22 protein-coding genes and 1 riboswitch are annotated in these 21570 nt (G+C 67.0%); of the genes, 9 read left to right on the forward strand and 13 right to left on the reverse strand.

Translation table 11 applies throughout. The annotated features are described in order from the left end of the window. From IV088_RS24005 to IV088_RS24015, 3 genes are all read left to right on the forward strand, one after another. The coding region (locus IV088_RS24005; protein ID WP_291106966.1) for an NIPSNAP family protein at positions 1–289 on the forward strand (289 nt) is incomplete at its 5' end. After that, on the forward strand, positions 286–630 hold the full coding sequence (locus IV088_RS24010; protein ID WP_291106968.1) for an antibiotic biosynthesis monooxygenase: 345 nt from the start codon (positions 286–288) through the stop codon (positions 628–630). The genes IV088_RS24005 and IV088_RS24010, both read left to right, overlap by 4 nt. A gap of 5 nt (positions 631–635) precedes the next feature. Then, positions 636–1325 carry a metalloregulator ArsR/SmtB family transcription factor gene (locus tag IV088_RS24015; protein ID WP_291106970.1) on the forward strand — a complete coding sequence of 230 codons (690 nt, stop codon included), beginning with the start codon at positions 636–638 and terminating at the stop codon, positions 1323–1325. A gap of 21 nt (positions 1326–1346) precedes the next feature. Here the strand turns inward: IV088_RS24015 and IV088_RS24020 are convergent, their stop codons facing one another. Further along, a complete protein-coding gene (locus IV088_RS24020; RefSeq protein WP_291107015.1) occupies positions 1347–2279 on the reverse strand; it encodes a LysR family transcriptional regulator in 933 nt (310 codons plus the stop codon). 99 nt (positions 2280–2378) lie between these two features. On the opposite strand from IV088_RS24020, the gene IV088_RS24025 reads away from it, so the two are divergent. Both IV088_RS24025 and IV088_RS24030 read left to right on the forward strand, forming a co-directional pair. Further along, the gene (locus tag IV088_RS24025) at positions 2379–2708 is read left to right on the forward strand and encodes a nuclear transport factor 2 family protein (protein ID WP_291106972.1); all 330 of its coding nucleotides are present in this window, start codon (positions 2379–2381) and stop codon (positions 2706–2708) included. Continuing rightward, complete coding sequence (locus IV088_RS24030) at positions 2705–3487, forward strand: SDR family oxidoreductase (protein ID WP_291106974.1); 783 nt, start codon at positions 2705–2707, stop codon at positions 3485–3487. The genes IV088_RS24025 and IV088_RS24030 overlap by 4 nt, the downstream gene beginning before the upstream one ends. On the opposite strand, the gene IV088_RS24035 is transcribed toward IV088_RS24030, so the two are convergent. Next, positions 3484–4365 carry an alpha/beta hydrolase gene (locus IV088_RS24035; protein ID WP_291106976.1) on the reverse strand — a complete coding sequence of 294 codons (882 nt, stop codon included), beginning with the start codon at positions 4363–4365 and terminating at the stop codon, positions 3484–3486. The genes IV088_RS24030 and IV088_RS24035 overlap by 4 nt on opposite strands. Before the next feature lie 94 nt (positions 4366–4459). Continuing rightward, the gene (locus tag IV088_RS24040) at positions 4460–5065 is read right to left on the reverse strand and encodes a glutathione S-transferase family protein (RefSeq protein ID WP_291106978.1); all 606 of its coding nucleotides are present in this window, start codon (positions 5063–5065) and stop codon (positions 4460–4462) included. A 113-nt stretch (positions 5066–5178) separates the two neighbouring features. Here IV088_RS24040 and IV088_RS24045 point away from each other — a divergent pair, with 113 nt between their 5' ends. After that, positions 5179–6147, forward strand: a complete 969-nt coding sequence (locus IV088_RS24045) for a YafY family protein (protein WP_291106980.1) — start codon at positions 5179–5181, stop codon at positions 6145–6147. A 24-nt stretch (positions 6148–6171) separates the two neighbouring features. On the opposite strand, the gene IV088_RS24050 is transcribed toward IV088_RS24045, so the two are convergent. Continuing rightward, positions 6172–6564 (reverse strand): hypothetical protein, encoded by a 393-nt coding sequence (locus tag IV088_RS24050; RefSeq protein WP_291106982.1) that lies wholly within the window; start codon positions 6562–6564, stop codon positions 6172–6174. A gap of 79 nt (positions 6565–6643) precedes the next feature. Next, a complete protein-coding gene (locus IV088_RS24055; protein ID WP_291106984.1) occupies positions 6644–7216 on the reverse strand; it encodes a hypothetical protein in 573 nt (190 codons plus the stop codon). Positions 7217–7436: 220 nt separating this feature from the next. Between IV088_RS24055 and IV088_RS24060 the strand changes: the two genes are divergently transcribed. Both IV088_RS24060 and IV088_RS24065 read left to right on the forward strand, forming a co-directional pair. Beyond that, entirely contained in the window at positions 7437–9167 is a 1731-nt protein-coding gene (locus IV088_RS24060; protein WP_291106986.1) for an Eco57I restriction-modification methylase domain-containing protein, read from the forward strand. 2 nt (positions 9168–9169) lie between these two features. Beyond that, complete coding sequence (locus IV088_RS24065) at positions 9170–9910, forward strand: PaeR7I family type II restriction endonuclease (protein ID WP_291106988.1); 741 nt, start codon at positions 9170–9172, stop codon at positions 9908–9910. A gap of 29 nt (positions 9911–9939) precedes the next feature. On the opposite strand, the gene atzF is transcribed toward IV088_RS24065, so the two are convergent. The 7 genes from atzF to IV088_RS24100 all read right to left on the reverse strand — a co-directional run bounded on the left by atzF (position 9940) and on the right by IV088_RS24100 (position 19612). After that, positions 9940–11772: an allophanate hydrolase gene (gene atzF / locus IV088_RS24070; protein WP_291106990.1), complete on the reverse strand. Its 1833-nt coding sequence runs from the start codon at positions 11770–11772 to the stop codon at positions 9940–9942. 32 nt (positions 11773–11804) lie between these two features. Next, complete coding sequence (gene uca, locus IV088_RS24075; protein ID WP_291106992.1) at positions 11805–15425, reverse strand: urea carboxylase; 3621 nt, start codon at positions 15423–15425, stop codon at positions 11805–11807. Positions 15426–15505: 80 nt separating this feature from the next. Beyond that, positions 15506–16150 (reverse strand): urea amidolyase associated protein UAAP2, encoded by a 645-nt coding sequence (locus tag IV088_RS24080; RefSeq protein WP_291107017.1) that lies wholly within the window; start codon positions 16148–16150, stop codon positions 15506–15508. Positions 16151–16179: 29 nt separating this feature from the next. Continuing rightward, a complete protein-coding gene (locus tag IV088_RS24085; RefSeq protein WP_291107019.1) occupies positions 16180–16902 on the reverse strand; it encodes an urea amidolyase associated protein UAAP1 in 723 nt (240 codons plus the stop codon). Positions 16903–17032: 130 nt separating this feature from the next. Beyond that, positions 17033–17878, reverse strand: a complete 846-nt coding sequence (locus tag IV088_RS24090; RefSeq protein WP_291106993.1) for an ABC transporter ATP-binding protein — start codon at positions 17876–17878, stop codon at positions 17033–17035. 4 nt (positions 17879–17882) lie between these two features. Then, positions 17883–18812, reverse strand: coding sequence for an ABC transporter permease (locus IV088_RS24095; protein WP_291106995.1), 930 nt, complete (start codon positions 18810–18812; stop codon positions 17883–17885). 59 nt (positions 18813–18871) lie between these two features. Beyond that, positions 18872–18989: riboswitch (guanidine-I (ykkC/yxkD leader) on the reverse strand. 266 nt (positions 18990–19255) lie between these two features. Further along, positions 19256–19612 (reverse strand): hypothetical protein, encoded by a 357-nt coding sequence (locus tag IV088_RS24100; RefSeq protein ID WP_291106997.1) that lies wholly within the window; start codon positions 19610–19612, stop codon positions 19256–19258. Positions 19613–20386: 774 nt separating this feature from the next. Here IV088_RS24100 and IV088_RS24105 point away from each other — a divergent pair. Continuing rightward, positions 20387–20794 carry an ankyrin repeat domain-containing protein gene (locus IV088_RS24105; protein ID WP_291106999.1) on the forward strand — a complete coding sequence of 136 codons (408 nt, stop codon included), beginning with the start codon at positions 20387–20389 and terminating at the stop codon, positions 20792–20794. Positions 20795–20804: 10 nt separating this feature from the next. Here the strand turns inward: IV088_RS24105 and IV088_RS24110 are convergent, their stop codons facing one another. Next, positions 20805–21428 carry a YitT family protein gene (locus IV088_RS24110; protein ID WP_291107001.1) on the reverse strand — a complete coding sequence of 208 codons (624 nt, stop codon included), beginning with the start codon at positions 21426–21428 and terminating at the stop codon, positions 20805–20807. Positions 21429–21570: the final 142 nt, after the last annotated feature.

The following is a 21570-nucleotide window of genomic DNA, read 5'->3' on the forward strand; positions in this document are numbered from 1 at the left end:
GGCCTTCCGCCGCTACGCCGAGGCCTGGGGCCGCATCATTCCCCGCTGCGGCGGCGAACTCATCGGCTACTTCCTGCCGCACGAAGGCAGCAATGACGTTGCCTGGGGCCTGATCGGTTTTGACGACCTGGCCGCCTACGAACGCTACCGCGCCGTGCTGCGCAGCGATGCGGAAGGCCGCGCCAACTTCGAGATGGCGCAGGCGCAACGCTTCATCCTGCGCGAAGAACGCTCCTGGCTCGAAGACGTGGCCGGCACCCGCCACCAGCCCCGGCAGGTGGCACCGTGATCGCGGTCATCTTCGAGGTCGAACCGCACGAAGGGGCCGCGGCGGATTACCTCGACATCGCGGCCGCCCTGCTGCCCGAGCTGCAGGCCACCGACGGCTTTCTGTCGGTGGAACGGTTTGAAAGCCTCACCCAGCCGGGCCGCTACCTCTCGCTGAGCTTCTGGCGCGACGAGGCCGCGGTGCGCGCGTGGCGCTGCCAGGGGCACCACAGGGCTGCGCAGCAAGATGGGCGCAGCGCCGTGTTCGCGGGCTACCGCCTGCGCGTGGCCGCCGTGCTGCGCGACTACGGCCTGCTTGACCGCACACAGGCACCCGCCGACTCGCTGGCTGCGCTACTCTGAGAGCGATGACAAACACCCCGCACGAACCCCGCCTCGCCCGCGTGGCCGCCATGGTGGCCGACCCGGCGCGCTCGCGCATGCTCGCCTACCTGCTCAGCGGCGAATGCGCCAGCGCCAGCGAGCTGGCCAAGGCCGCGTCCGTCACACCCGCCACCGCCAGCGGCCACCTTGCCCAGTTGCTGGAAGCGCGCTTCGTGGTGTGCGAACCGCGCGGGCGCCACCGCTACTACCGGCTGGCCGACGCCGACGTGGCGCACGCGCTGGAAGCGCTGGCCGTGGTGGCCGAGCGCGGCGAACACGACAGCGCATGGTCCTCGCCCGAGCGGACGCGCCTGCGCTACGCGCGCTGCTGCTACGGGCACCTGGCGGGGCGGCTGGGCACCCGGCTGTTTGACGGCCTGATGGCGGCGGACGGGCTGCAGCCCGTGAGCACCGGCTACGCACTCACCGACAGCGGCCGCGCCTGGTGCCAGCGCCTGGGCTTCGAGCCGCCGGAGCCCGGCAAGAAGAGGCGCTACGCCTACCCCTGCCTCGACTGGTCCGAGCGGCGCGACCACCTGGCCGGCGAACTGGCCGACCGGCTGTACCTGCACCTGGTGGCGCAGGGATGGGTGCGGCGTGGTGCGGGGCGGGATGTGGTGGTGACGCCGGTCGGGCAAAAGGCGTTGGCACCGCTCCTGGCACCACCCGCTTGAGGTACCACTGGCGTTAACCGATCACGCGGATACCTTGGGCCGTGCTGCCGGCTTGGCAAGGTCGCGGTCCAGCAGGCAATCGATGAACGCGCCCAGGATCGCCGCTCGGTGGTGCCGATTCGAGTAGTACAGAAACAAGCCCGGCCGCGTGATCGACCAGTCGGAGAGGACTTGCACCAGCCGCCCCTGAGCAAGATGCTCATCGACACGCTCACGGTCGAATGCATAGGCTATGCCCAAACCCTGCAATGCCGCGGCAACGCCGATGTCGGATTGGTTGGTGACGAGTGGCCCGGACGCCGCCACCTCGATCCGCCGGCCCCTTTTCTCGAACTCCCATTGGTAGGTCCTGCCATCGGTCTGCAACCGCCAGTTGATGCAGGCGTGGCGTTGCAGGTCGGTGGGCGATTGCGGCGTGCCGCGCTGCGCCAAATAGTCCGGCGACGCCACCGCGACCATCTTCACGTCTGGTGTCAGGCGCACGGCGATCATGTCCTTCTCCAGCCGTCCGCCTACCCGGATGCCCGCGTCGAAGCGGCCCGCAACGATGTCGCTCAGCCCGTCGTCGACCACGATGTCGAGCGTCACACCGGGGTGTGCACGGTGAAACCGGCCCAGCCGCGGCGCAATGATCTGCCGGGCCGCCATGCCCAGCGTGTTGATCCGCAGCGTTCCGCCCATCTGCCCCGCGGCCGCACTGGTCTGGGCAACGGCGTCGTCCAATGCCCGGAACAGCGGTTCAATGCGGGCGTGCAGCTGCTGGCCTGCTGCGGTCGGTGCCACGCTGCGCGTGGTGCGGTTCAGCAGCCGTGCACCCAGCCGTGTTTCGAGCTGACGGATGGTCTGGCTCAGCGCCGAAGGCGACACACCGAGATGCTCTGCGGCTCGCGCAAAGCTACTGCGTTCGACCACGGCAGCAAAGGCTTTCAGTTCTGCGTAGTCCGAGCCGCGCATTGTGTATTCATTGCTAAATAACGAATTCATATTCTAGGTGATTCACTAATTTCTCCCGCGGTCGCATCCTGAGGCCTTCACCCATCAGGAGCTTTCACCATGACCGATCTGAATCTTCCCGAGCCCATCGCCGCCTACTTCGCGGCCGACCGGCAGAACCCCGACGCGCTGGCCCGCTGCTTCGCAGCGCAAGCCACCGTGAAGGACGAAGGCCTGACCCACACCGGACAGGACGCCATCCGGGCGTGGAAAGCGGCCGCATCGGCCCGGTTCGCCTACACGACCGAACCTTTCGCGCTCGATCAGGACAGCGGGCATCACATCGTCCACAGCCGGGTGACCGGCAACTTCCCCGGCAGCCCGGTGAACCTGCGGTACCGCTTTCGCCTGGAGCGCGGCCTGATCGCCTCGCTGGAGATCACCGCATGAGCTTTGATCTTCAACTTCAAGGAAAGCGCGCCCTGGTCTCGGGCGGAACCAAGGGCGTGGGCGCCGCCGTCGTGCATGGTCTGCACCGGCAAGGCGTGCAGGTGATGACCACAGCGCGTTCATTGCCCGCGACGGCCATCGACGGCGTGACCTACTTCGCAGCCGATCTCTCCACAGCGCAAGGCGTGGCGGATGTGGCGCAGTCGGTCCTCAGCCAATGGGGCGGCGTGGACATCCTGGTCAATGTGCTGGGAGGCTCCAGCGCACCGGGTGGCGGCTTTGCGGCCCTCGACGATGTGCATTGGTTCAACGAACTGAACCAGAACCTGATGCCGGCCGTGCGGCTCGATCGCGCGCTGCTGCCCGCCATGCTGGCCCAGGGTTCCGGCGTCATCGTCCACGTCAGCTCGATCCAACGCCTGCTGCCGTTACCGGAATCGACGACCGCCTACGCCGCGGCCAAGGCGGCCCTGTCCACGTACAGCAAGGCGCTGTCGAAAGAGGTGACACCCCAGGGCGTTCGCGTCCTGAGCGTCGCGCCCGGCTGGATCGAGACGGAAGCTTCCGTGGCACTCGCCGAGCGGCTGGCCCACCAGGCCGGAACGGACTACGAAGGCGGCCAGAGGATCATCATGCAGTCGCTGGGTGGCATCCCCCTCGGGCGACCGGCCAGGCCGGAAGAGGTGGCCGATCTGATCACCTTCCTGGTGTCACCGCGCGCGGGCTCCATCTCGGGATCAGAGCACCTGATCGACGGCGGCACGGTTCCAACGGTCTAGGTGTGCGCCGAGTGGGCGCGAAGCCAGGCCACGATGTCGGCGGTCACCTCATCGCGGTTGCTCTCGTTCAGGATTTCGTGGCGGGCGCCCGGGTACAGCTTGACCGTCACGTCGACCAGTCCTGCATCGCGGTAGCGCTGGCCCAGCAACTGGATCAGCGCGCCGCCACCCGCCAGCGGGTCGGCATCGCCGGAAGCGATCAGCACCGGCAGGTCGCTGCGGATGCCCGCCAGCAGCGCGGGATCGGCCACCCGGGGCGCGGGCGCGAACAAGGCAGGAATCACATCGGCCGGCACCTCCCACCCGCACCAGGGGTTCGCCACGTAGGCGTCCACCTCGGCGGCGTCGCGAGACAGCCACTCGTATCCCGTGCGGTGTTCAAAGCCCGCATTGAATGCCTCCAGCCCGGCGGGCGCGTCTGCGGGCGCATTGGCCATGCCGGCGGCCAGCATGTCCAGCGCGGTCGAGCCGGACAGCACCACGCCCGACCAGGTGGAGGCGTGATCGAGCATGGCCGCCTGCGCGGCAAACGACCCCATCGAATGCCCGACCAGGAACACCGGCAGGCCGCCGTGCTGCGCCCGCAGCGCGGCGCCGAACTGGGCCACATCGGCAATCAGGCCACCGAACCCGGCGGCTCCGAAGTCGCCCAGTCGCCCGTCGGCGGTGCGCCCGTGCCCACGGTGGTCGACCGCGTGGACCACGAAGCCGGCCGCATTGAGCGCCCTGGCAAACCGGTCGTAGCGTTCGCCGTGCTCGGCCAGCCCGTGGGCGATCTGCACGACGCCGGCGGGTGGGCCGGCCACGTCCGCCCAGGTGTAGGTCGCGACCTGGGTGCCGTCTGCGTCGGAGAGAAAGGAGGAGGTTGAGGTGGTCATCGCTTCATTCTCACCCCGCAGACCCTCAGCCCGACCTAGTGAAAACGGCATGACGCTCCGCCCCGATCGACCTCTTGGCTGACCGCACTTCCGGTCAGGCGTCGATCTGCATCGACGGACGCGCCTGCACCTTCTGCAGCCAGGCGTGCGTGGTCGGGTGCTGGTCCACCGGTGCGCCGAGGTACACGCTGTAGCCGATCACCGAGGCCACGATCAGGTCGGTCAGCGTGTACGCATCGCCGAGCAACCAGGGCTTCTGGCTCAGGCGCCCGTCGAGCACGCTGAGCAGCCCGTCAAGGGCCTTGTGCGCAGCGGTGCCGTGCGCGTCGTCGGGCGTGCCCATGTCTTTCGCGGCCTGCAGGCGCACCAGCTGCGCGCCGTAGGTCACGTAGGCCCAGGTGCTCCATGACATCGCCTGAAAGTGTTCCGGCGTGCCGCCGGCCGGCCACAGGCCGCTCTGCACGCCATAGGTGTGGCCCAGCCACAGCTCGATCGCCAGTGCCTCGAACATCGGCGCGCCGTCCACCGTCAAGGTGGGCACCTTGCCATTGGGGTTCAGGGCGAGGAAGTCGGGTCGGCGCTGCTCACCGGTGGTGATGTCGACCTTGACGCGCTCGTGCGGCACGCCGAGTTCGGCGAGGGCGCAAGCGACCGGGGTGGCGCTGGACATGGGGTGCCAGTAGAGAACGATTTGGGACATGAAGGGCTCCTTGGAGGTGTGAGTGGCGGGCTCGACACCGTGCCGAACCCGTGGCCACAATGTCGCGCCCATTGCGGACAGTTACGGCCCTCAATAAAAGCTAGAGTGCACACATGCTTTCTTCGTCATCGCGCCTGCTGCGGGTGCTGTCGCTGCTGCAGACCCGCAGCCACTGGGCCGGCCCCGAGCTGGCCGAGCGGCTGGCGGTGCACCCGCGCACGCTGCGGCGCGACATCGACCGGCTGCGCCAGCTCGGCTACCCCATTCACGCCAGCAGCGGCGTGGCGGGCGGCTATGCGTTTCGCGCGGGGCAGTCGCTGCCGCCGCTGCTGCTGGACGACGAAGAGGCGCTGGCGGTGGCCATTGCCCTGCAGATCGCCGCGGCCGGCACTGTGAGCGGTGTGGAAGAAAGCTCGCTGCGTGCGCTGGTGAAACTGGAGCAGGTGATGCCCACCCGCCTGCGCCGCCGCACGCACGCGCTGCGCTCGGCCATCGTGCCGGTGCAGCGCATCGGGCCCACCATTGATGCCGGCGTGCTGGCCACCCTGGCCACGGCCTGCCGCGACCAGCTGCAGGTGGGGTTCAGCTACCGCGACCTGCGCGGCCAGGCCAGCGTGCGCCAGGTCCAGCCGCACGGGCTGGTGCACACCGGCAACCACTGGTACCTCGTGGCCTGGGACCCGGCGCGCGACGACTGGCGCACCTTCCGCATCGACCGCGTGCAGGGCACGCCCCGCACCGGCGCGCACTTCGCGCCGCGCCCGCCGCCCGCGGGCGACCTGCGCGCCTACGTCACCGGGGCCATGGCCGGCGTGCACCAGCAGGGCGACCAGGCGCGCGTGGTGCTGCACCAGTCGCGCGAGGTGATGGCGAAAACCATTCCCCCATCCGCCGCCACGCTGGAGGCCATCGACGACACCCGCTGCCTCATGCTCTGCGGCACGGGCCAGCTGGACTCGCTGGTCTACTGGCTGATGGCGCTGGACGTGGACTTTGATGTGCTGGAGCCGCCTGTGCTCAAGGAGAGGCTGCGCCGGGCGAGTGAGCGGGTGGGCCGGAGCTTGGCGCGGGGGGGCGGGTGATGACCGGCGACCAGAACCCCATCACTAGCGCGAATCAGCTTTCGACCCGCGGCGCACAAACTTGGGAATCCACACGAACCACTGCAGGTAGCCGACAGCGATGAATACGGGCACCACCGCGGCAACACCCTCAGACGGCGTGGCAATGCCATTCCACACCAGCAGCCACCAAAGAAAAACAGCAACAACGCCAGCAGGAAACGTGAGGACTGCCAGCGCCAACAGTCCACCGAACGCGCCGAGCATCTCAGCGACGCGGCTTTCACCGTCTGGGTAGCGTGCGATTTCCAGGACCATCGGAGCCAGGGAGACCACCAAGCAGAGGCCGACGTAAAGCGCGATGCGAACTCGACGTCCGGACGGTTTCTCAGGAGTCGCAACCGGGTCGGTCCGGAGCGGGGTATTGCTGTCTTGCATGGAGGATTCAGTGAGTCGGACTGGCGTTGAGACAGAAGGGCCTTTGAGTATCAAGGGCAATGGGCCTTGCCGTAGGCCCTCAGACGCTCTCAAGTACGGGTCCCTTTTCGCGCTTGATGAGCTGCTTTCCCTTTGGCAGCGTCAAATACTTCAATGCTTGTTCGGGCGTGAGCCCAAAGGTGAAGCTCGCCGGGCCACGTGAGGTCGTTCCGTATCCATATCCGCTCAGCAAACTGAGCCCATTGAAAGACAGTTCGCCCACTCCTCCATCGTTGCAGCGAACGGTGGCAACGCCTGCCTTCGATCCCGTGTAACGAAACTGCCCCACGCACTTTAGATTGGGGTCCACGACTGATGCGATGTCGATGGTTCCAGTTCGATCCATGTAGCCCACGGCTTCGCCAGTAAACAGGTCGTCAGCGAGGATGGCCAGAACAGGGGACTTGGCGGAAGTGAGGCCGAGCCGCGCACCACTCTCATTTGCACAGCCCGCAGCGGCAACAGCCAAGAAAACAGCGAGGGATAGACGAATCTGCATAGGTTTCAACGAAAGATCGAAATTCAGAGTGCGCAGTCGCATGGCGGCGGCACGGGGGGAGAACTGTAAACGGGCACGTCCGCCGCCACGCGGGAAGCCATCGACGACGCGCACTGCCTCATGCTCTGCGGCACGGGCCAGCTGGACTCGCTGGTCTACTGGCTCATGGCGTTGGACGTGGACTTTGATGTGCTGGAGCCACCCGTGCTGAAGGAGCGGCTGCGCCGGGCGAGTGAGCGTGTGGGGCGGCGCTTGGACAGGGCTACTCAGACATCTGGCTTTTTGTACAGCCTGCGTTAGACTGCAAAACCTCAAGAACGGAACCCTCCGCCCCATGTCTTTGGTCTCCATCGCGCTCAAGCAGCCTTCTCTGCTGGACCAGTGCCCTGTCACAGCGGCCGTAGAGCAGTTGGCGTCCACAGGTGGTATCGAGGAACGGGGTGCAGTGAACACCAGGCGCGAGGTTGCCGACTTCATCCTCGATCTGAGCGGCTACACCGCCAACAAGCCCTTGCACACTCTGCGTCTGCTGGAGCCTTCGTTCGGCGATGGTGACTTCCTGGTTCCCGCTGTCGAGCGACTGCTTCAAGCGTGGCAATCGGCTGGCGCAGAAGGCGAACCGCTGGTCACACTGGGGCCATGCATCCGCGCCGTTGAACTGCATCGCCACACCTACGAGCGAACGTTTGCGGCGATCGCGCGACTGCTCACCAATTCCAGCATTCCTGCCAGCGCTGCCCTCGCGCTGGCCGACCATTGGCTCCTTTGCGGCGACTTCCTGCTGGCCGATCTGCCCGACAACTTCGACGTGGTCGTAGGGAATCCGCCGTATGTGCGCCAAGAGCTCATTCCCCCAGTGCTACTTGCCGAATACCGCAGCCGCTACAACACGGTCTACGACCGTGCCGACCTCTACATTCCCTTCATCGAACGCTCCCTGCGAGCACTCAAGACGGGAGGCGTGCTGGGCTTCATCTGTGCCGACCGCTGGATGAAAAACCGCTACGGAGGTCCGCTGCGTGCCATGGTCGCCAAAGACTTTCATCTCCGTGTGTTCGTGGACATGAGCAATGCCACGGCCTTTCACTCCGACGTGATCGCCTATCCTGCCGTCACCATCATTGGCCGTGAAAAAGCCGGCGTCACACGCACCGCCAACAACCCGGAGATTTCTGCCGGGGCCTTGAGCCATTTAGCGAGCGAACTGCTGGCCCCCGTGACAGACCCGGCTACTTCATCGGTCAGGGAAATGGTCAGCGTCACCGCTGGTGCCGAACCCTGGATTCTGGACAGCTCCGACCAGATGGCCGTGCTCCGGCGCCTGGAGCGCGATTTCCCCACACTGGAAGAAGTGGGCTGCAAGGTCGGCATCGGCGTTGCCACCGGCGCAGACAAGGCCTTCATCGGTCGATACGACGAACTCGATGTCGAGGACGACCGCAAGCTGCCACTGGTCATGACCCGAGACATTCAGTCCGGCCGCGTCATCTGGCGAGGTTTCGGCGTGATCAACCCATTCAAGGACGGCCCAGGATCTGGTCTGGTGGACCTTGCCGACTACCCACGGCTCCAGCGCTACCTGGAAGTGCACAAAGACGCCATCTGCCGCCGGCACGTCGCTCAGAAGGCCCCCGCCAACTGGTACCGCACCATCGACCGCATCACCGAGTCCCTGATCCATGAGCCCAAACTGCTCATCCCGGACATCAAAGGTGAAGCACAGATCGTCTACGACGAAGGCAAGTTCTACCCACACCACAACCTGTACTTCGTCACATCGACCACCTGGGATTTGCAGACGCTGCAGGCGGTTCTGCTCTCCAGCGCAACCCGGCTGTTCGTGGCGAGTTATTCCACCAAGATGCGTGGCGGCTTCCTCCGCTTTCAGGCCCAATACCTTCGGCGCATTCGCTTACCGCAATGGGAGCAAGTGCCCGCCGGTTTGAGGGAAGAGCTGCGCACAGCCGCACAGGCCCTGGACATCGCTGCTTGCAACCGCGCGGTATTCAAGTTGTACGGCCTGACACCTGCTGAGGCCGCAGCCCTCGGCGGAAATGGCGAGTAACGATGGCCCTCGACCTGATCAACTACGAGGAAAAGGCGAAAAAGGCAGTCACTGCCTTCTGGGCAAACCGTGACGGAGCGCGCGCGAGGCAACTGGCATCCGGAAAAATCGACCAGGGCGAGCGCGCCGGCGTGACCTCCGGCAAGAACATGGATGGGTTTCTGGATCTGATCATCGACCTCATGAAAGCCAACGGGCTCGCGAATGCCGAAGTCCACCAGAAGCGGGCCGTGGTGACACTGCCGGGCTACTTCCGCCCCACCAAACTCTGGGATCTGCTCGTCATCCACCAAGGCCAGCTCATTGCCGCCATTGAACTCAAGAGCCAAGTGGGTCCTTCGTTCGGCAACAACTTCAACAACCGAACCGAGGAAGCCATCGGTACGGCACACGACTTCTGGACCGCCTACCGCGAAGGGGCCTTTGGCAAACAAACCCTCCCCTTCGTGGGTTGGTTGATGCTGGTTGAAGACGCTCCCGCATCGCGCAAAGAGGTGAAAGACAAGTCGCCCCATTTCCCCGTGTTCAAAGAATTCCAGTGCGCGTCGTACCTGAAGCGATACGACGTGCTTTGCCAAAGACTGATGCAAGAGCGGCTGTACACCGCAGCCGCGCTCTTGACCTCGCCCAGAAACGCAAGCAAATCGGGGGAACACTCGCCCATCTCCGACATGACCAGCCTCAAAACCTTCGTCACCACCCTGGCAGGGCATGTTGCGGGCGAGGCTGCACGGCTCGCCTGAGGCCGCGCGGCGCGCTGGTCGGTGAGGGCTCAAGCCTGTTTCGCCAGCCACACCCGCCAACTGCTCAGCGCCGTGATATCGGTGCCGCCTTCAGCCCCCAGCGCCTCGCACACGAAGCCGCTGACCCAGCTGCCGTCGGCGAGCCTCACCTTGCCGATGCCCAGCGGTGCGGGGATGCCGTCGACGAAGCTGCCGAAGTGTTCGGCGGGCAGTTCCCAGACTTCCATGTCGATGGCCGCGCCGCCTTCGGCGACGCGCACCATGCCGGGCCGCTGGACCGGGCCGCCGGCGAGGGCGTAGAACTTGTATTCGGGCGCGGACTGCACCGCGCCGAGCAGGCGCGCGCCGCGTTGGGTGAGCTGCCAGTTGAGCGGCAGGCCGCTGAGGTGCGCGCCGCAGACGGCGACCTTGACCGTGCCGGCGGTGGGGCTGCCTTTGGGCAGCTCGGTGCTGTTGATGGCGGGGGTGTCGGCCAGCTTCGCGGTGGTGGCGCCGAGTGACAGCGCCGCTTGCGCGCGGTGGAAACGATCGGCCAGGCGCAGCAGGGGCACGTCCTTGAACGCGGGCGCGGCCAGGGTCACGCCCCAGGGCAGGCCTTGCGCGTCGCCGCTGGCCTGAAAGCCTGCCGGCACCGCGACGGCGGCGTAGTCCAGCAGGTTCATGAAGTTGGTGTAGTAACCGAGGTTGCTGTTCAGGCGGATCGGGTCGGCCTGCATGTCGGCGATGCGGTAGATCGTTCCCGCCGTGGGCGTGAGCAGGCAGTCGATGTCTTTCCACACGGCGTCGCACACGCGCTTGAGGGCCTTGAGCTTGTAGCTCGCGGCGAAGGCGTCGGCGGCGGTCTTGGCCTTGCCGCCTTCAATGATCGTGCGCACGGGCGGGAACACGGCTTCGGGCTGCGCTTCGATGAAGTCCTTGATCGCGACGTAGCGCTCGGCCACCCAGGGGCCTTCGTAGAGCAGGCGCGCGGCTTCGAGGAAGGGGGTGAGGTCCACTTCGACCGCGGTGCCGCCGAGGGCATGCAGGCGTTCGATGCTTTGCGCAAAGAGGGCAATGGCCGCGTCGTTGCCGAAGAAGTTGAGGTCCTGCGGACGCGGCACGCCGAATCGGAACGGGCCGGCCGAGAAGTCCACGCCAAAGGGTTCGGCCTTTCGGCTGAAGGCGTCGGCGTCGTCGTAGGCCGCGGCCACGGCCAGCACGGCCTGCGCGTCGGCGGCGGTGAGCGCCATGATCGACACCGTGTCCACCGAGCGGCAGGCCGGCACCACGCCGCTGCCCGAGAGCAGGCCGATGCTGGGCTTGAGGCCGATGAGGTTGTTGAAACTCGCGGGCACGCGGCCCGAGCCGGCCGTGTCGGTGCCCAACGAAAAACTCACCCAGCCTTTGGCCACGCTCACCGCCGAGCCGGAGCTGGAGCCGCCCGAAACGAACTCGGGGTTGAAGGCGTTCTGGCACGCGCCGTAGGGCGAGCGTGTGCCGTTCAGGCCGGTGGCGAACTGGTCGAGGTTGGTCTTGCCCAGCGGCACGGCGCCGGCCGCCAGCAGCTGCTGGATCAGGAAGGCGCTCTCGCCGGGGGTGTACGCGAACTCGGGGCAACCGGCGGTGGTGGGGATGTGCGCGAGGTCGATGTTGTCCTTCAGCGCGAAGGGCACGCCGTAGAGCGGCAGGCTCGCCGGGTCCACGCCGTCGAGCCGCGCGATGAAGGGCTCGATCTCCGCGTCGGTGAGGCGGTGGATGAAGGCGTGGTTGGTATCGCTGGCGCAGCGGCGTTGGGCTTCGGCGACCACGGCGCGAACGCTCACGCCACTGGCGTAGGCGGCCTTGATGCTGGCGATGTCGAAAGAGAGGGTGCTCAGGCTCACGAAGGGCTCCTTGAATGTTGTTTGAATGACGGTCAGACGGCTTCGTCGATCAGCACCAGCACGTTCTGCCCCGCGGCCACCGAGCCGCCCTGGGCGCACATGAGCTTGTGCACGGTGGCGCTGGCGGGCGCGAGCAGGTTGAACTCCATCTTCATGGACTCGATCACCATCAGCACGTCGCCGGCCTGCACCTGCTGGCCCTCGCTCACGGCGACCTTCCACACGTTGCCGGGCACGCTGGTGGCGATCAGGCGGCCGCCTTCGGGCAGGTCGATCTCGCTGTCGGGGCCGGCGGCTTCCACGTCGGCCTCGCTCGCCACCTCGGCCAGGCCGGCGGCGGCCCAGCGCTCGCGCTCGGCTTCGAACGCCACCTGCTGCGTGGCCTTGAAGGCCGCGATGCTCTCGGCGTTGTCGGCCAGGAAGCGGCGGTAGTCCTTCAGGCTGAAGCTGCCTGCTTCGGTGCGCAGCGGATAGCCGCCGTGCGGGAAATCGGCGCGGATGCGCAGCAGCTCGTCCTGGCCCACGGGATAAAAGCGGATCTGGTCGAAGAAGCGCAGCAGCCAGGGCTGTTCGAACACGGTGCCGGCCTCGCCGTGCCGCCAGCGGTTCCACATCTGCAGCGTGCGGCCGACAAACTGGTAACCGCCCGGGCCTTCCATGCCGTAGACGCAGAGGTAGGCGCCGCCGATGCCCACCGCGTTCTCCGGCGTCCAGGTGCGCGCCGGGTTGTACTTGGTGGTCACGAGGCGCTGGCGCGGGTCCAGCGGCGTGGCCACCGGCGCGCCCAGGTACACGTCGCCCAGGCCGAGCACCAGGTAGCGCGCGTCGAACACGATGTTGAACACGTCCTCGATCGAGTCCAGCCCGTTGATGCGGCGGATGAACTCGATGTTGCTCGGGCACCAGGGCGCGTCGGGCCGCACCGATTGCATGTACTTCTCGATGGCGAGTTTGGTCTGCGGGTCGTCCCACGACAGCGGCAGGTGCACCGTGCGGCTGGGCACCACCATGTCGTCCACCGGCGGCAGCGCGGCCTCGGTGGCGATCAGCACCTTGAGCAGCGCGTCGCGGTTGATCAGCGCCGGGTCGAAGTGCACCTGCAGCGAGCGGATGCCGGGGGTCATGTCGATGATGCCGGGCAGTTGGCCCTGCGCCTGCAGGTCCTTCAGTGCGGTCATGAGCACGTGCACACGCAGGCGCAGCTCGATGTCCAGCACCAGCGGGCCAAACTCCAGCAGCACGTAGCGGTCGCCGGCCTGGCGCACCACCATGGCGGGCACGTCTTCGCGCGCCGGGTCTTCGTAGATCACCGGTGTGGTGTGGGCCGCTGCGTCGTCGCTCGGCGTCGCGGGCAGCGCGCCGGCCAGGGAAGACAACGCCGCTTCCACCGCCGCTTCGCGCTCACCCGCCTGCGCCAGCGAGAGCCGGTGGAAACGCACCGTGTCGCCCGGGCGCAGCTGGCCCAGCTTCCACAGCTCGGCGTTCACCACCACGGCGGGGCAGACGAAGCCGCCGAGGCTGGGGCCGTCGGGCCCGAGGATCACGGGCATGTCGCCGGTGAAGTCGATCGCGCCGATGGCGTAGGCGTTGTCGTGGATGTTCGAGGGGTGCAAGCCTGCCTCGCCGCCGTCGGCCCGCGCCCATTGGGGCCGGGGGCCGATCAGGCGCACACCCGTGCGGCTGCTGTTGTGGTGCACCTTCCAGTCGGTGGCGAAGAAGGTGGCGATGTCCTCGGGCTGGAAGAAGTCGGGCGCACCGTGCGGGCCGTAGAGCACGCCCACGTCCCAGTGGTGGCCGTAGGTGGGGATCAGCGCGGCGGGTGTGGCCGCCACCACCGGCGTGGCCGTGCCCGCGAGGTGCAGCACATCGCCCGCGCGCAGATGCCGCCCCGCGTGGCCACCGAACTGGCCGAGCGTGAAGGTGCTGCGGCTGCCCAGGTAGGCCGGCACGTCCAGACCGCCCGCCACAGCGAGCGCGAGGCGCACGCCCGCTTCGGTGCGGCCCACGGCCAGCGTGCTGCCCGCGCTGATCTGCAGCGCCTGCCACATGGCCACCGGCTGGCCGTCCAGCGTGAGCTTCACGGGTGCGCCGGTCACGGCCACCACGGCATCGGTGTTGAAGCGCAGCGTGGGGCCGGCGAGCGTGATCTCCAGTGCAGCAGCGTCGGGCGCGTTGCCCACCAGCTGGTTGGCCAGGCGGTGCGCATAGGCGTCCATCGGGCCGCTGGGCGGCACGCCCACGTCCCAGTAGCCGGTGCGGCCCGGCCAGTCCTGCACGCTGGTCTGCACGCCCGGCTCCAGCACCTCGATGGTGGCTGGCCGGTACTCGAAGCTGTTGAGAAAACGCGTGATCTGCCGGCCTTCGCGGAACACCGCGCTGCGCACCACCTGGCGCAGGTAACCCAGGTTGGTTTCGATGCCGGCCAAGCGCGTCGCGTCCAGCGCGGCTTCCATCTTCAACAGTGCCTGCTCGCGGGTGTCGGCGGTGACGATGAGCTTGGCCAGCATCGGGTCGTACCAGGCGGGCACCTCGGTGCCGCGCTCGACCCAGCCATCCACGCGGGCATCGGTGGGGAACACCACCTCGGTGAGCAGCCCCGCGCAGGGCTGGAAGTTGCGCGCCGGGTCTTCGGCGTAGAGCCGCACCTGGATGGACGCACCGCGCAACACGGGTTGCAACGTGGCCAGCGGCGGCAGGTCGCCCGCGGCGAGCTGCAGCATCCAGGCCACCAGGTCCACACCGCTCACCTGCTCGGTCACGCCGTGCTCCACCTGCAGGCGCGTGTTCACCTCCAGAAAATAGAAGGCGCCGGTGGCCGCGTCGCAGACGAACTCCACCGTGCCGGCCGAGCGGTAGTCCACCGCCTGCGCCAGCCGCACGGCGGTGGCGTGCAGCTCGCTGCGCTGCGCGTCGCTCAGGCCCGGGGCCGGGGTTTCTTCGATCACCTTCTGGTTGCGCCGCTGCACCGAGCAGTCGCGCTCGCCCAGCGCGATCACACCGCCCGCGCCGTCGCCGAACACCTGCACCTCGATGTGGCGCGCCTGCTCCACGTACTTTTCCAGGAACAGGCCCGCGTCCTTGAAGTTGGCCTGCGCCAGCCGGCCCACGTTCTCGAACGCATCGGCGAGTTCGGCCGCATTCCACACCAGCCGCATGCCGATGCCGCCGCCGCCCGCCGTGCTCTTGAGCATCACCGGGAAGCCGATGCGCTGTGCCTCGGTCTGCGCCTGCGCGAGGTCTTGCAACAGGCCCGAGCCCGGCAGCAGCGGCACACCGCGCTGCTCAGCCAGATCACGCGCCGTGTGCTTGAGGCCAAAGGCGCGCATCTGCGCCGGCGTGGGGCCGATGAAGGCGATGCCCGCGGCCTCGCAGGCTTCGGCGAAGCCCGGGTTTTCCGACAGGAAACCGTAGCCGGGGTGGATGGCCTGCGCGCCGCAGTCCTTCGCGATCTGCAGGATGCGGTCGGCACGCAGGTAGCTCTCGGCGGCGGGCGCGGGGCCGAGCAGGTAGGCCTCGTCGGCCTCGCGCACATGGCGCGCCTGTGCGTCGGCTTCGGAATACACGGCCACGCTCTGTACGCCCAGCTGTTTGAGCGTGCGGATGATGCGGCAGGCGATGGCGCCGCGGTTGGCAATCAGGACCTTGCTGAACATGAAGTCTCCGGGGCAGGCCGTCCTGCAAATGGGGCTGGAAGCTGCGGGCCGTCCCGCAGCAGCGGTTCACACAAGATCGGTCAGGCCGGGTCCCATACCAGCAACTGAATCGGCGTCGGGTTGTACGCATTGCACGGGTTGTTGAGCTGCGGGCAGTTGCTGATCAGCACCCACACGTCCATCTCGGCGCGCATCTCCACGTACTTGCCCGGGCCGGACACGCCGTCGTCGAACTTCAGGTCGCCGCCTTCCGTCACCGGCACGTTCATGAAGAAGTTGATGTTGGGCACCAGGTCGCGTTTGGTGAGGCCCATGTCGGCGCGCTGCAGGGCGATCAGGTAGTTGTCGCGGCAGCTGTGCATGTACTTCTTCTGCAGCGCGTAGCGCACGGTGTTGCTCTCGGCCGCGCAGGCGCCGCCCAGCGTGTCGTGGCGGCCACAGGTGTCGGCCACGATGGTGAGCATGGGCCGGCCGTCGTTGCTGCGGATCACGGAGCCGGTGGTCAGGTAGATGCCACCCTGGTGGACCATGGTGTCGGTCGCGCTGTAGTGCTCGGCCAGGTCATCGCGGTTGTAGAAGATCACGTCGGCGGCCTGGTTGCCTTCGAGGTCGACGATGCGCAGCGTCTGGCCTTTGTTGACGGCGAACAGGATGGGCTCGCCCGCGGGGTGGCGCTGGTTCAGCACGGCGTGGGCCGGGTCGAGCTGGCTTTCAAGGATGCGGATGTCGGTGGCGGTGTTCATCGTGGTTCTCCTCACAGGTACAACATGTCGCTGTTGTGCAGGGCACGCGCGTTTTCAGGGCGGAAGGCGCGGCAGAAGTCGTCGGCCGGCGCGGCGCCGCAGCGCCAGGCCAGCAGGCCCACTTTCTTGGGCGCGTACACCGGCGTTGGGTCCAGCGCGTGCGGCGCGCTGGACACGGCGAGGATCACGTCCATGTCGAAGCGCAGCTCCGCGAAGTCGCCCGCCTTCGCGTGGTCCGCCGCAAAGCCGAAGCGGCCCTGCGCGTCCACGCTCACCTTGCTGAACAGGTTCACCGGCGCGATCAGGTCGCGCCGTGTCAGGCCGTACTTGCCGATCTCGATCAGCAGGCCGTCCTTGCCGGATCGGTACATGGCGTTGCGCGCCTGCTCGTAGCGCTGCTCGCCGTACTTGGCGGCCATGAGCTCGTTGTCGAGCAGGGCGCCCAGCGGGTCGTGCCAGCCCAGGCTGTCGGCCGTGAAGCTGGCCATGCTGCGGCCCATGTCGCTCATGAGCACATGGCCTTGCGTGTAGTGCGCCGTGTGCTGCGCCTTCAGGCTGTCGGGCATGTTGTAGCGCTCCAGCTTCTCAAGCGCGCTGTAGAGCACCAGGCTCACGTTGGCCCCGGCCTCCAGGGCCACAAAACGAATGGCACTGCCGCGCGGCATGCGCCAGCTCCAGTGGCTGCCGCCGGGCACCACCTCGCTCCACATGGCGCGGGCCGAGTCCACACCCATCAGCGAAGCGGTGGGGAAGCGTTGCCACAGCGCGGGTGCGTCCACCGGCGCGGCCTGCGGCGGGTTGGTCGGCACCACGGAGAGGGGGTCTGCAATGTCTTGTGGGTTCATGGTGTGTCTCCTGAAAAATTCAAACGCTCGCGCCCGACAGGCGCTGCAGCTGTTCCAGATCGGTCTTCATGCCGGAGGTCTCGCGGATGCGATCGAGGATGTCGCGCTTGAGGCGCACGAACGCCGGCTCGTGCTTGAGGTCTTGCACGCGCTGGTCGCCAAACGGCACGTCGTAAATGGTGTCGATGCGCCCGGGGCGCGGCGCCATCAGCACCACGCGAGAGCCCAGGTACAGCGCTTCCTCCACGTCGTGCGTCACGAACACGATGGTGGCCTTCTCGAGCTTGTGCACGTAGCGGATCAGGTCGTGCATCACCTCGCGCGTCTGCGCGTCGAGCGCGCCGAAGGGCTCGTCCATCAGCACGATATCGGGCCGGCCCATGAGCGCACGCGCAATGGCCACGCGCTGCTGCATGCCGCCCGAGAGCTGGTTGGGCCAGGCGCCCGCCGAGGCCTGCAGGCCCATCAGGCGCAGCAGCGCGTCGGCCCGGCCGTCGGCGGCCTCCACGTCGGCCGAGGTGCGGTCTTTGGTGTGGGCGTGCAGCTGGCGGCAGAACTTGATGTTCTGGCACACCGTCATCCACGGGTAGAGGCTGTAGTGCTGGAACACCATGGCGCGGTCGATGCCCGGGCCGGTGACCGGCCGGTTGTCCACCAGCAGCTCGCCGCTGGTCTGTGTTTCGAGCCCGCCGATGGTGCGCAGCAGCGTGCTCTTGCCGCAGCCCGAGGCGCCCACGAAGGTGACGAACTCGTTGGCGCCGATGTCCAAGTCCACGTTCTCCAGCGCGTTGGTGGGCGCGCCGTCGAAGTGTTTGAAGAGGCTGCGGATCGAGATCTTGGGCAGCGGGGTGATGGGGGTGTTCATCGCATCAGCCTTTCAGGTACAGCCAGGGGAAGGCGCGGCGGTGCGCCCAGCGGAACAGCTGGTCCGTCACCAGCCCGATGAGCCCGATGACGATGATCCCGGCGAAGATGGTGTCGGTCTGCAGGAAGCGCTGCGCGCGCAGGATCGCGTAGCCCAGGCCCGAGTTCGCGGCCACCAGCTCGGCGACCACCAGGTAGGTCCAGGCCCAGCCCATGGTGATGCGCAGCGTGTCGAGCAGCGCCGGCTTAGCGCTGGGCAGGATCACTTTTTCGACCAGCTCCCAGCGGCTCGCGCCCATGGTCTGCGCCGCCTCCACCTGCGCGGCCGGCACGCGGCGCACGTCCTCGGCCACCATCAGCACCATCTGGAAAAAGGTGCCGATGAAGATGATGGCGATCTTGGAACCCTCGCCAATGCCCACCCACAGCATCACCAGCGGAATGAAGGCCACCGCCGGCATGTAGCGGATCAGGTCGGTCAGCGGCTCCAGCAGCGCCTGCACCGAACGGAACGAGCCGATCAGCAGGCCCAGCGGCAGCGCGATCACCGCCGAGAGCACGAAGCCCGCGACCACGCGGTAGACGCTGATGCCCATGTCTTCCAGCAGGTTGTTCTCCAGCGCCCAGTCCCAGGTCTTGGACAACACGGCCAGCGGCGAGGGCATGAAGGTCGGGTCCATGCCACCCCAGGCCGCCAGCGCCGCCCACATCAGCAGCGGCGTGACCAGCCCGGTGACGGCCAGCACCCAGTAGGCGCGGCGGGAGATCGGCGCGCGCACCGTCCAGAAGCCGGTGCGGCGGCGCTTCGGTGTTGGAGGCGTTGGTGTGGCGACGGGCGCGGGCGCTGATGCCGTTGCGGCCACCGGGGCTGGGGCCGGCGGCAATGCAGCGGCCGACCCGGCAAGGGACGGCGCGAGGGGAGGAAGCTGGGACATGCGAGGCTCCTGACCAGAGGGACAAACGGCGAGAGAGGCTCGTGCGCAAGCAGCGAAGCATCTCCCGGGCTTTTGTCCCTCCGTGGAGCCACACGATCGTGGCCGACTGCTCTCGGACCAGACGGCGCGCTCTACATAGATGTATGAGCAGCGCCCGGAACCCTAGCGGTCTTCAAGGCAGCGAATCACCGGTTTGGTGCACTCGCCTCTCTGTGTCTGAGTTTAAGCAGGTTTGGTGCCAGGGCACTTGCCAGCGCCAGCCCGCTGGCTGCGCCCACCAGGACGAACAGACGCGCATCCGGCCAGGACGACATGCCGAAAAACAGGGCCAACAGGGTTCCCACTCCGCTCCCGGTGAAACCCAGAATCAGAAACAGCCAGACGCGCTGGGACCGCGTTGAATGAGATTGGGATGTGTCTCGAGGCTCAGCCATCGTGCAGGTTCAGTAAGAAAGGTAGACCGCCCACTGGCCCAAGTAGCCGAGGAAGTACAGCAGCACCAAACCGATCAGCAACAACATGCCTCGCCATCGTCGGGTGCGCCAGAGGTAGTAGGGCAGATAAGGAATGGCCCAGATGAATACCAGGAACTCGAACTCGAAAGGCTTGTCGATCCCTGGCTGCGCCTTGCTGTCCTCCACCACCCAGAGGACCAGCAAGACAAGAAATATCACCGGCCAGGCAGCCACGATCTGGCTGGAAGGCTCCGCGTCGCGCCAGTAGGCCAGCACCTCGACGGTGGACACGAGCAGCGAGCCGATGACCAGGGCCAGCAGATAGAAGGTTGCGGGGCGAAGCATCTTCTGTGAAGTTCAAACAGGCTTGTCGGTGACGGGGACCCATGCAGGACAAGCCCCAGTGAGTCACCACTAAACCTTACCCCGCTCGGTCCAGCAGCAACTTGACCCAGGGATTGGGACTTTCATGGAGTGCCGCTGCGTAAGGCCAACCAGGCGCCGTTTCCACGAGGTGAATCAACGACCAAGCCAAGCCGAAGCAACTGTCTTCCCCAAAGACACCCAAGACGGTCAAGGCTTCATCCCTGGTCAGTGGTGGCTCTATCGTCTTCAACAAAGACTCGAATGCTTGAACGCGTGGCACCGATGCATTGGCTTCACCTGGGAACTGGCCAAGAGCGATGAGTTGTGCCACTGCGGTGCGCATATCGGCTATGTTTCTACGGAAGGGCCTACATCGTTTGGCTTGTTGCCAAAGCGAGCTTCGCAGGCGGTTAGTAGCGCGGCAGCTGATTCCGAAAGTTGTATGTCTCGCAAGTGAGCCTTGCAATGGCCAAGTGCAAGTTCCCACTCGCCATGCGCATTGAGGCTCTCGCAAGTTGTGACGACAGCTGGAGGCAGCACTGCCCTGAGTACATGCAGCAACTGCTCAAATTGGCTCTGGTCATCCATGTCGGGCCCGACTTTGACTAAAACGGTTAAACGCAGGATACCCACAATCGCAGTCGTCAACAAAGTCGCAAGCCTTGTCAAAAACTGCTCGGTACTCGCATACCCTCAGTGGATTCAACGCCACCCGACACGCGCTCTCCTATGACCCCCTGGCAACTCCAACAAATGATCAAAGCCTCCGGCTGGCCCCTGGCCGCGGAGCACCTCGCGCCCGGCGCCGATTTCAATGTGCGGCTGGACGGCGGGCTGGTGCCGCTGCACTGGGCTTGTGCGGAGGGTAAGCCCGGGCTGGTGAAGCACATGATTGAACACGGCGCCAACGTGCTGGACGCGGCGGCCGACGGGCAGACGCCGCTGACGATGGCGGTGAAGTCGGGCAGCTTTCAGGTGGTGATGCTGGTGATCGACCGGCTCAAGGCCCTGGCCGCGCCGCCGCCCGACGAGGCCTTGCGCCAGCGGCTGCACGACGCCTTCGGCCAGAGCCACACCGACGCGAAAAACCGCCTGCAGCAGACGCTGAAAGACTGGGACCGCATCGCGAGGAAGAAGGCGGGCGGGCCGGCGTCCGCCTGACCGCCGCCGCTCACACCCCGAGGTAGCGCCCCGGCCGGTGGTTGAGCGCGAGGATGGCGCCGATGGCGACGGCGCCCACCACCGATTGCGCCACGCGCACGGGCGGCACGACCATCAGCGCCGCGAGCACGACCACCAGGTCCACCCCCATCTGCACCTTGCCGGCGCTGAAGCCTCGGGACTGTTGCAGCCACTGCGCCAGGATGTTGACGCCGCCCACGCTGGCCTGGTGGCGCAGCAGCGCGAGCAGGCCGAAGCCGATCAGGAAGCCGCCGAGCACCGAGGCGACCCAGGGGTTGAGCAGCTCGAAGCGCACCACTTTGGGCGCCAGCGTGGTGCAGGCGGACACGAGCGCCACGGCGCCGAAGCTCTTGAAGGTGAACGCGGGGCCGAGCCGGAACCAGGAGAGCGCGAAAAACGGCAGGCTGAACACGAAGAAGAGCAGGCCGAAGGCAAGGCCGCTGGCGTAGCTGGCCAGAAAGGCGACGCCCGCCACGCCGCCGGTGAGCAGCCCGGCGTGGCCGAACATGGTCATGCCCAGCGCGACGAAGAGCGAGCCGGCGATGAGCGCGTGGGCGTCGTCGAACCAGGAGTGGGCGTGAGGGGTGGGGGCGAGGGGGGCGGCAGGGTCCATGCGGGGAAGGCAAGCATGGGGCGTGCCGTGGCCGAATCAGGCGTTGGGCTGGAGCAGCTGCGCAAGTTGGCCGAAGGGCTGGACTGCGAGCCGGGTCAGATCCAGACGAGGCGAGTTGACTGGAGACATCCCGCCACCGGGG

Source organism: Hydrogenophaga sp. (assembly GCF_018780075.1).
GTDB lineage: Bacteria > Pseudomonadota > Gammaproteobacteria > Burkholderiales > Burkholderiaceae_C > Hydrogenophaga.

Coding starts and splice junctions, on each gene's coding strand:
- IV088_RS24015 (WP_291106970.1), top strand. CDS start 636: ATGACAAACACCCCGCACGAACCCCGCCTCGCCCGCGTGGCCGCCATG.
- IV088_RS24020 (WP_291107015.1), bottom strand. CDS start 2,279: ATGCGCGGCTCGGACTACGCAGAACTGAAAGCCTTTGCTGCCGTGGTC.
- IV088_RS24025 (WP_291106972.1), top strand. CDS start 2,379: ATGACCGATCTGAATCTTCCCGAGCCCATCGCCGCCTACTTCGCGGCC.
- IV088_RS24030 (WP_291106974.1), top strand. CDS start 2,705: ATGAGCTTTGATCTTCAACTTCAAGGAAAGCGCGCCCTGGTCTCGGGC.
- IV088_RS24035 (WP_291106976.1), bottom strand. CDS start 4,365: ATGACCACCTCAACCTCCTCCTTTCTCTCCGACGCAGACGGCACCCAG.
- IV088_RS24040 (WP_291106978.1), bottom strand. CDS start 5,065: ATGTCCCAAATCGTTCTCTACTGGCACCCCATGTCCAGCGCCACCCCG.
- IV088_RS24045 (WP_291106980.1), top strand. CDS start 5,179: ATGCTTTCTTCGTCATCGCGCCTGCTGCGGGTGCTGTCGCTGCTGCAG.
- IV088_RS24050 (WP_291106982.1), bottom strand. CDS start 6,564: ATGCAAGACAGCAATACCCCGCTCCGGACCGACCCGGTTGCGACTCCT.
- IV088_RS24060 (WP_291106986.1), top strand. CDS start 7,437: ATGTCTTTGGTCTCCATCGCGCTCAAGCAGCCTTCTCTGCTGGACCAG.
- IV088_RS24065 (WP_291106988.1), top strand. CDS start 9,170: ATGGCCCTCGACCTGATCAACTACGAGGAAAAGGCGAAAAAGGCAGTC.
- uca (WP_291106992.1), bottom strand. CDS start 15,425: ATGTTCAGCAAGGTCCTGATTGCCAACCGCGGCGCCATCGCCTGCCGC.
- IV088_RS24085 (WP_291107019.1), bottom strand. CDS start 16,902: ATGGGTGTGGACTCGGCCCGCGCCATGTGGAGCGAGGTGGTGCCCGGC.
- IV088_RS24090 (WP_291106993.1), bottom strand. CDS start 17,878: ATGAACACCCCCATCACCCCGCTGCCCAAGATCTCGATCCGCAGCCTC.
- IV088_RS24095 (WP_291106995.1), bottom strand. CDS start 18,812: ATGTCCCAGCTTCCTCCCCTCGCGCCGTCCCTTGCCGGGTCGGCCGCT.
- IV088_RS24100 (WP_291106997.1), bottom strand. CDS start 19,612: ATGCTTCGCCCCGCAACCTTCTATCTGCTGGCCCTGGTCATCGGCTCG.
- IV088_RS24105 (WP_291106999.1), top strand. CDS start 20,387: ATGATCAAAGCCTCCGGCTGGCCCCTGGCCGCGGAGCACCTCGCGCCC.
- IV088_RS24110 (WP_291107001.1), bottom strand. CDS start 21,428: ATGGACCCTGCCGCCCCCCTCGCCCCCACCCCTCACGCCCACTCCTGG.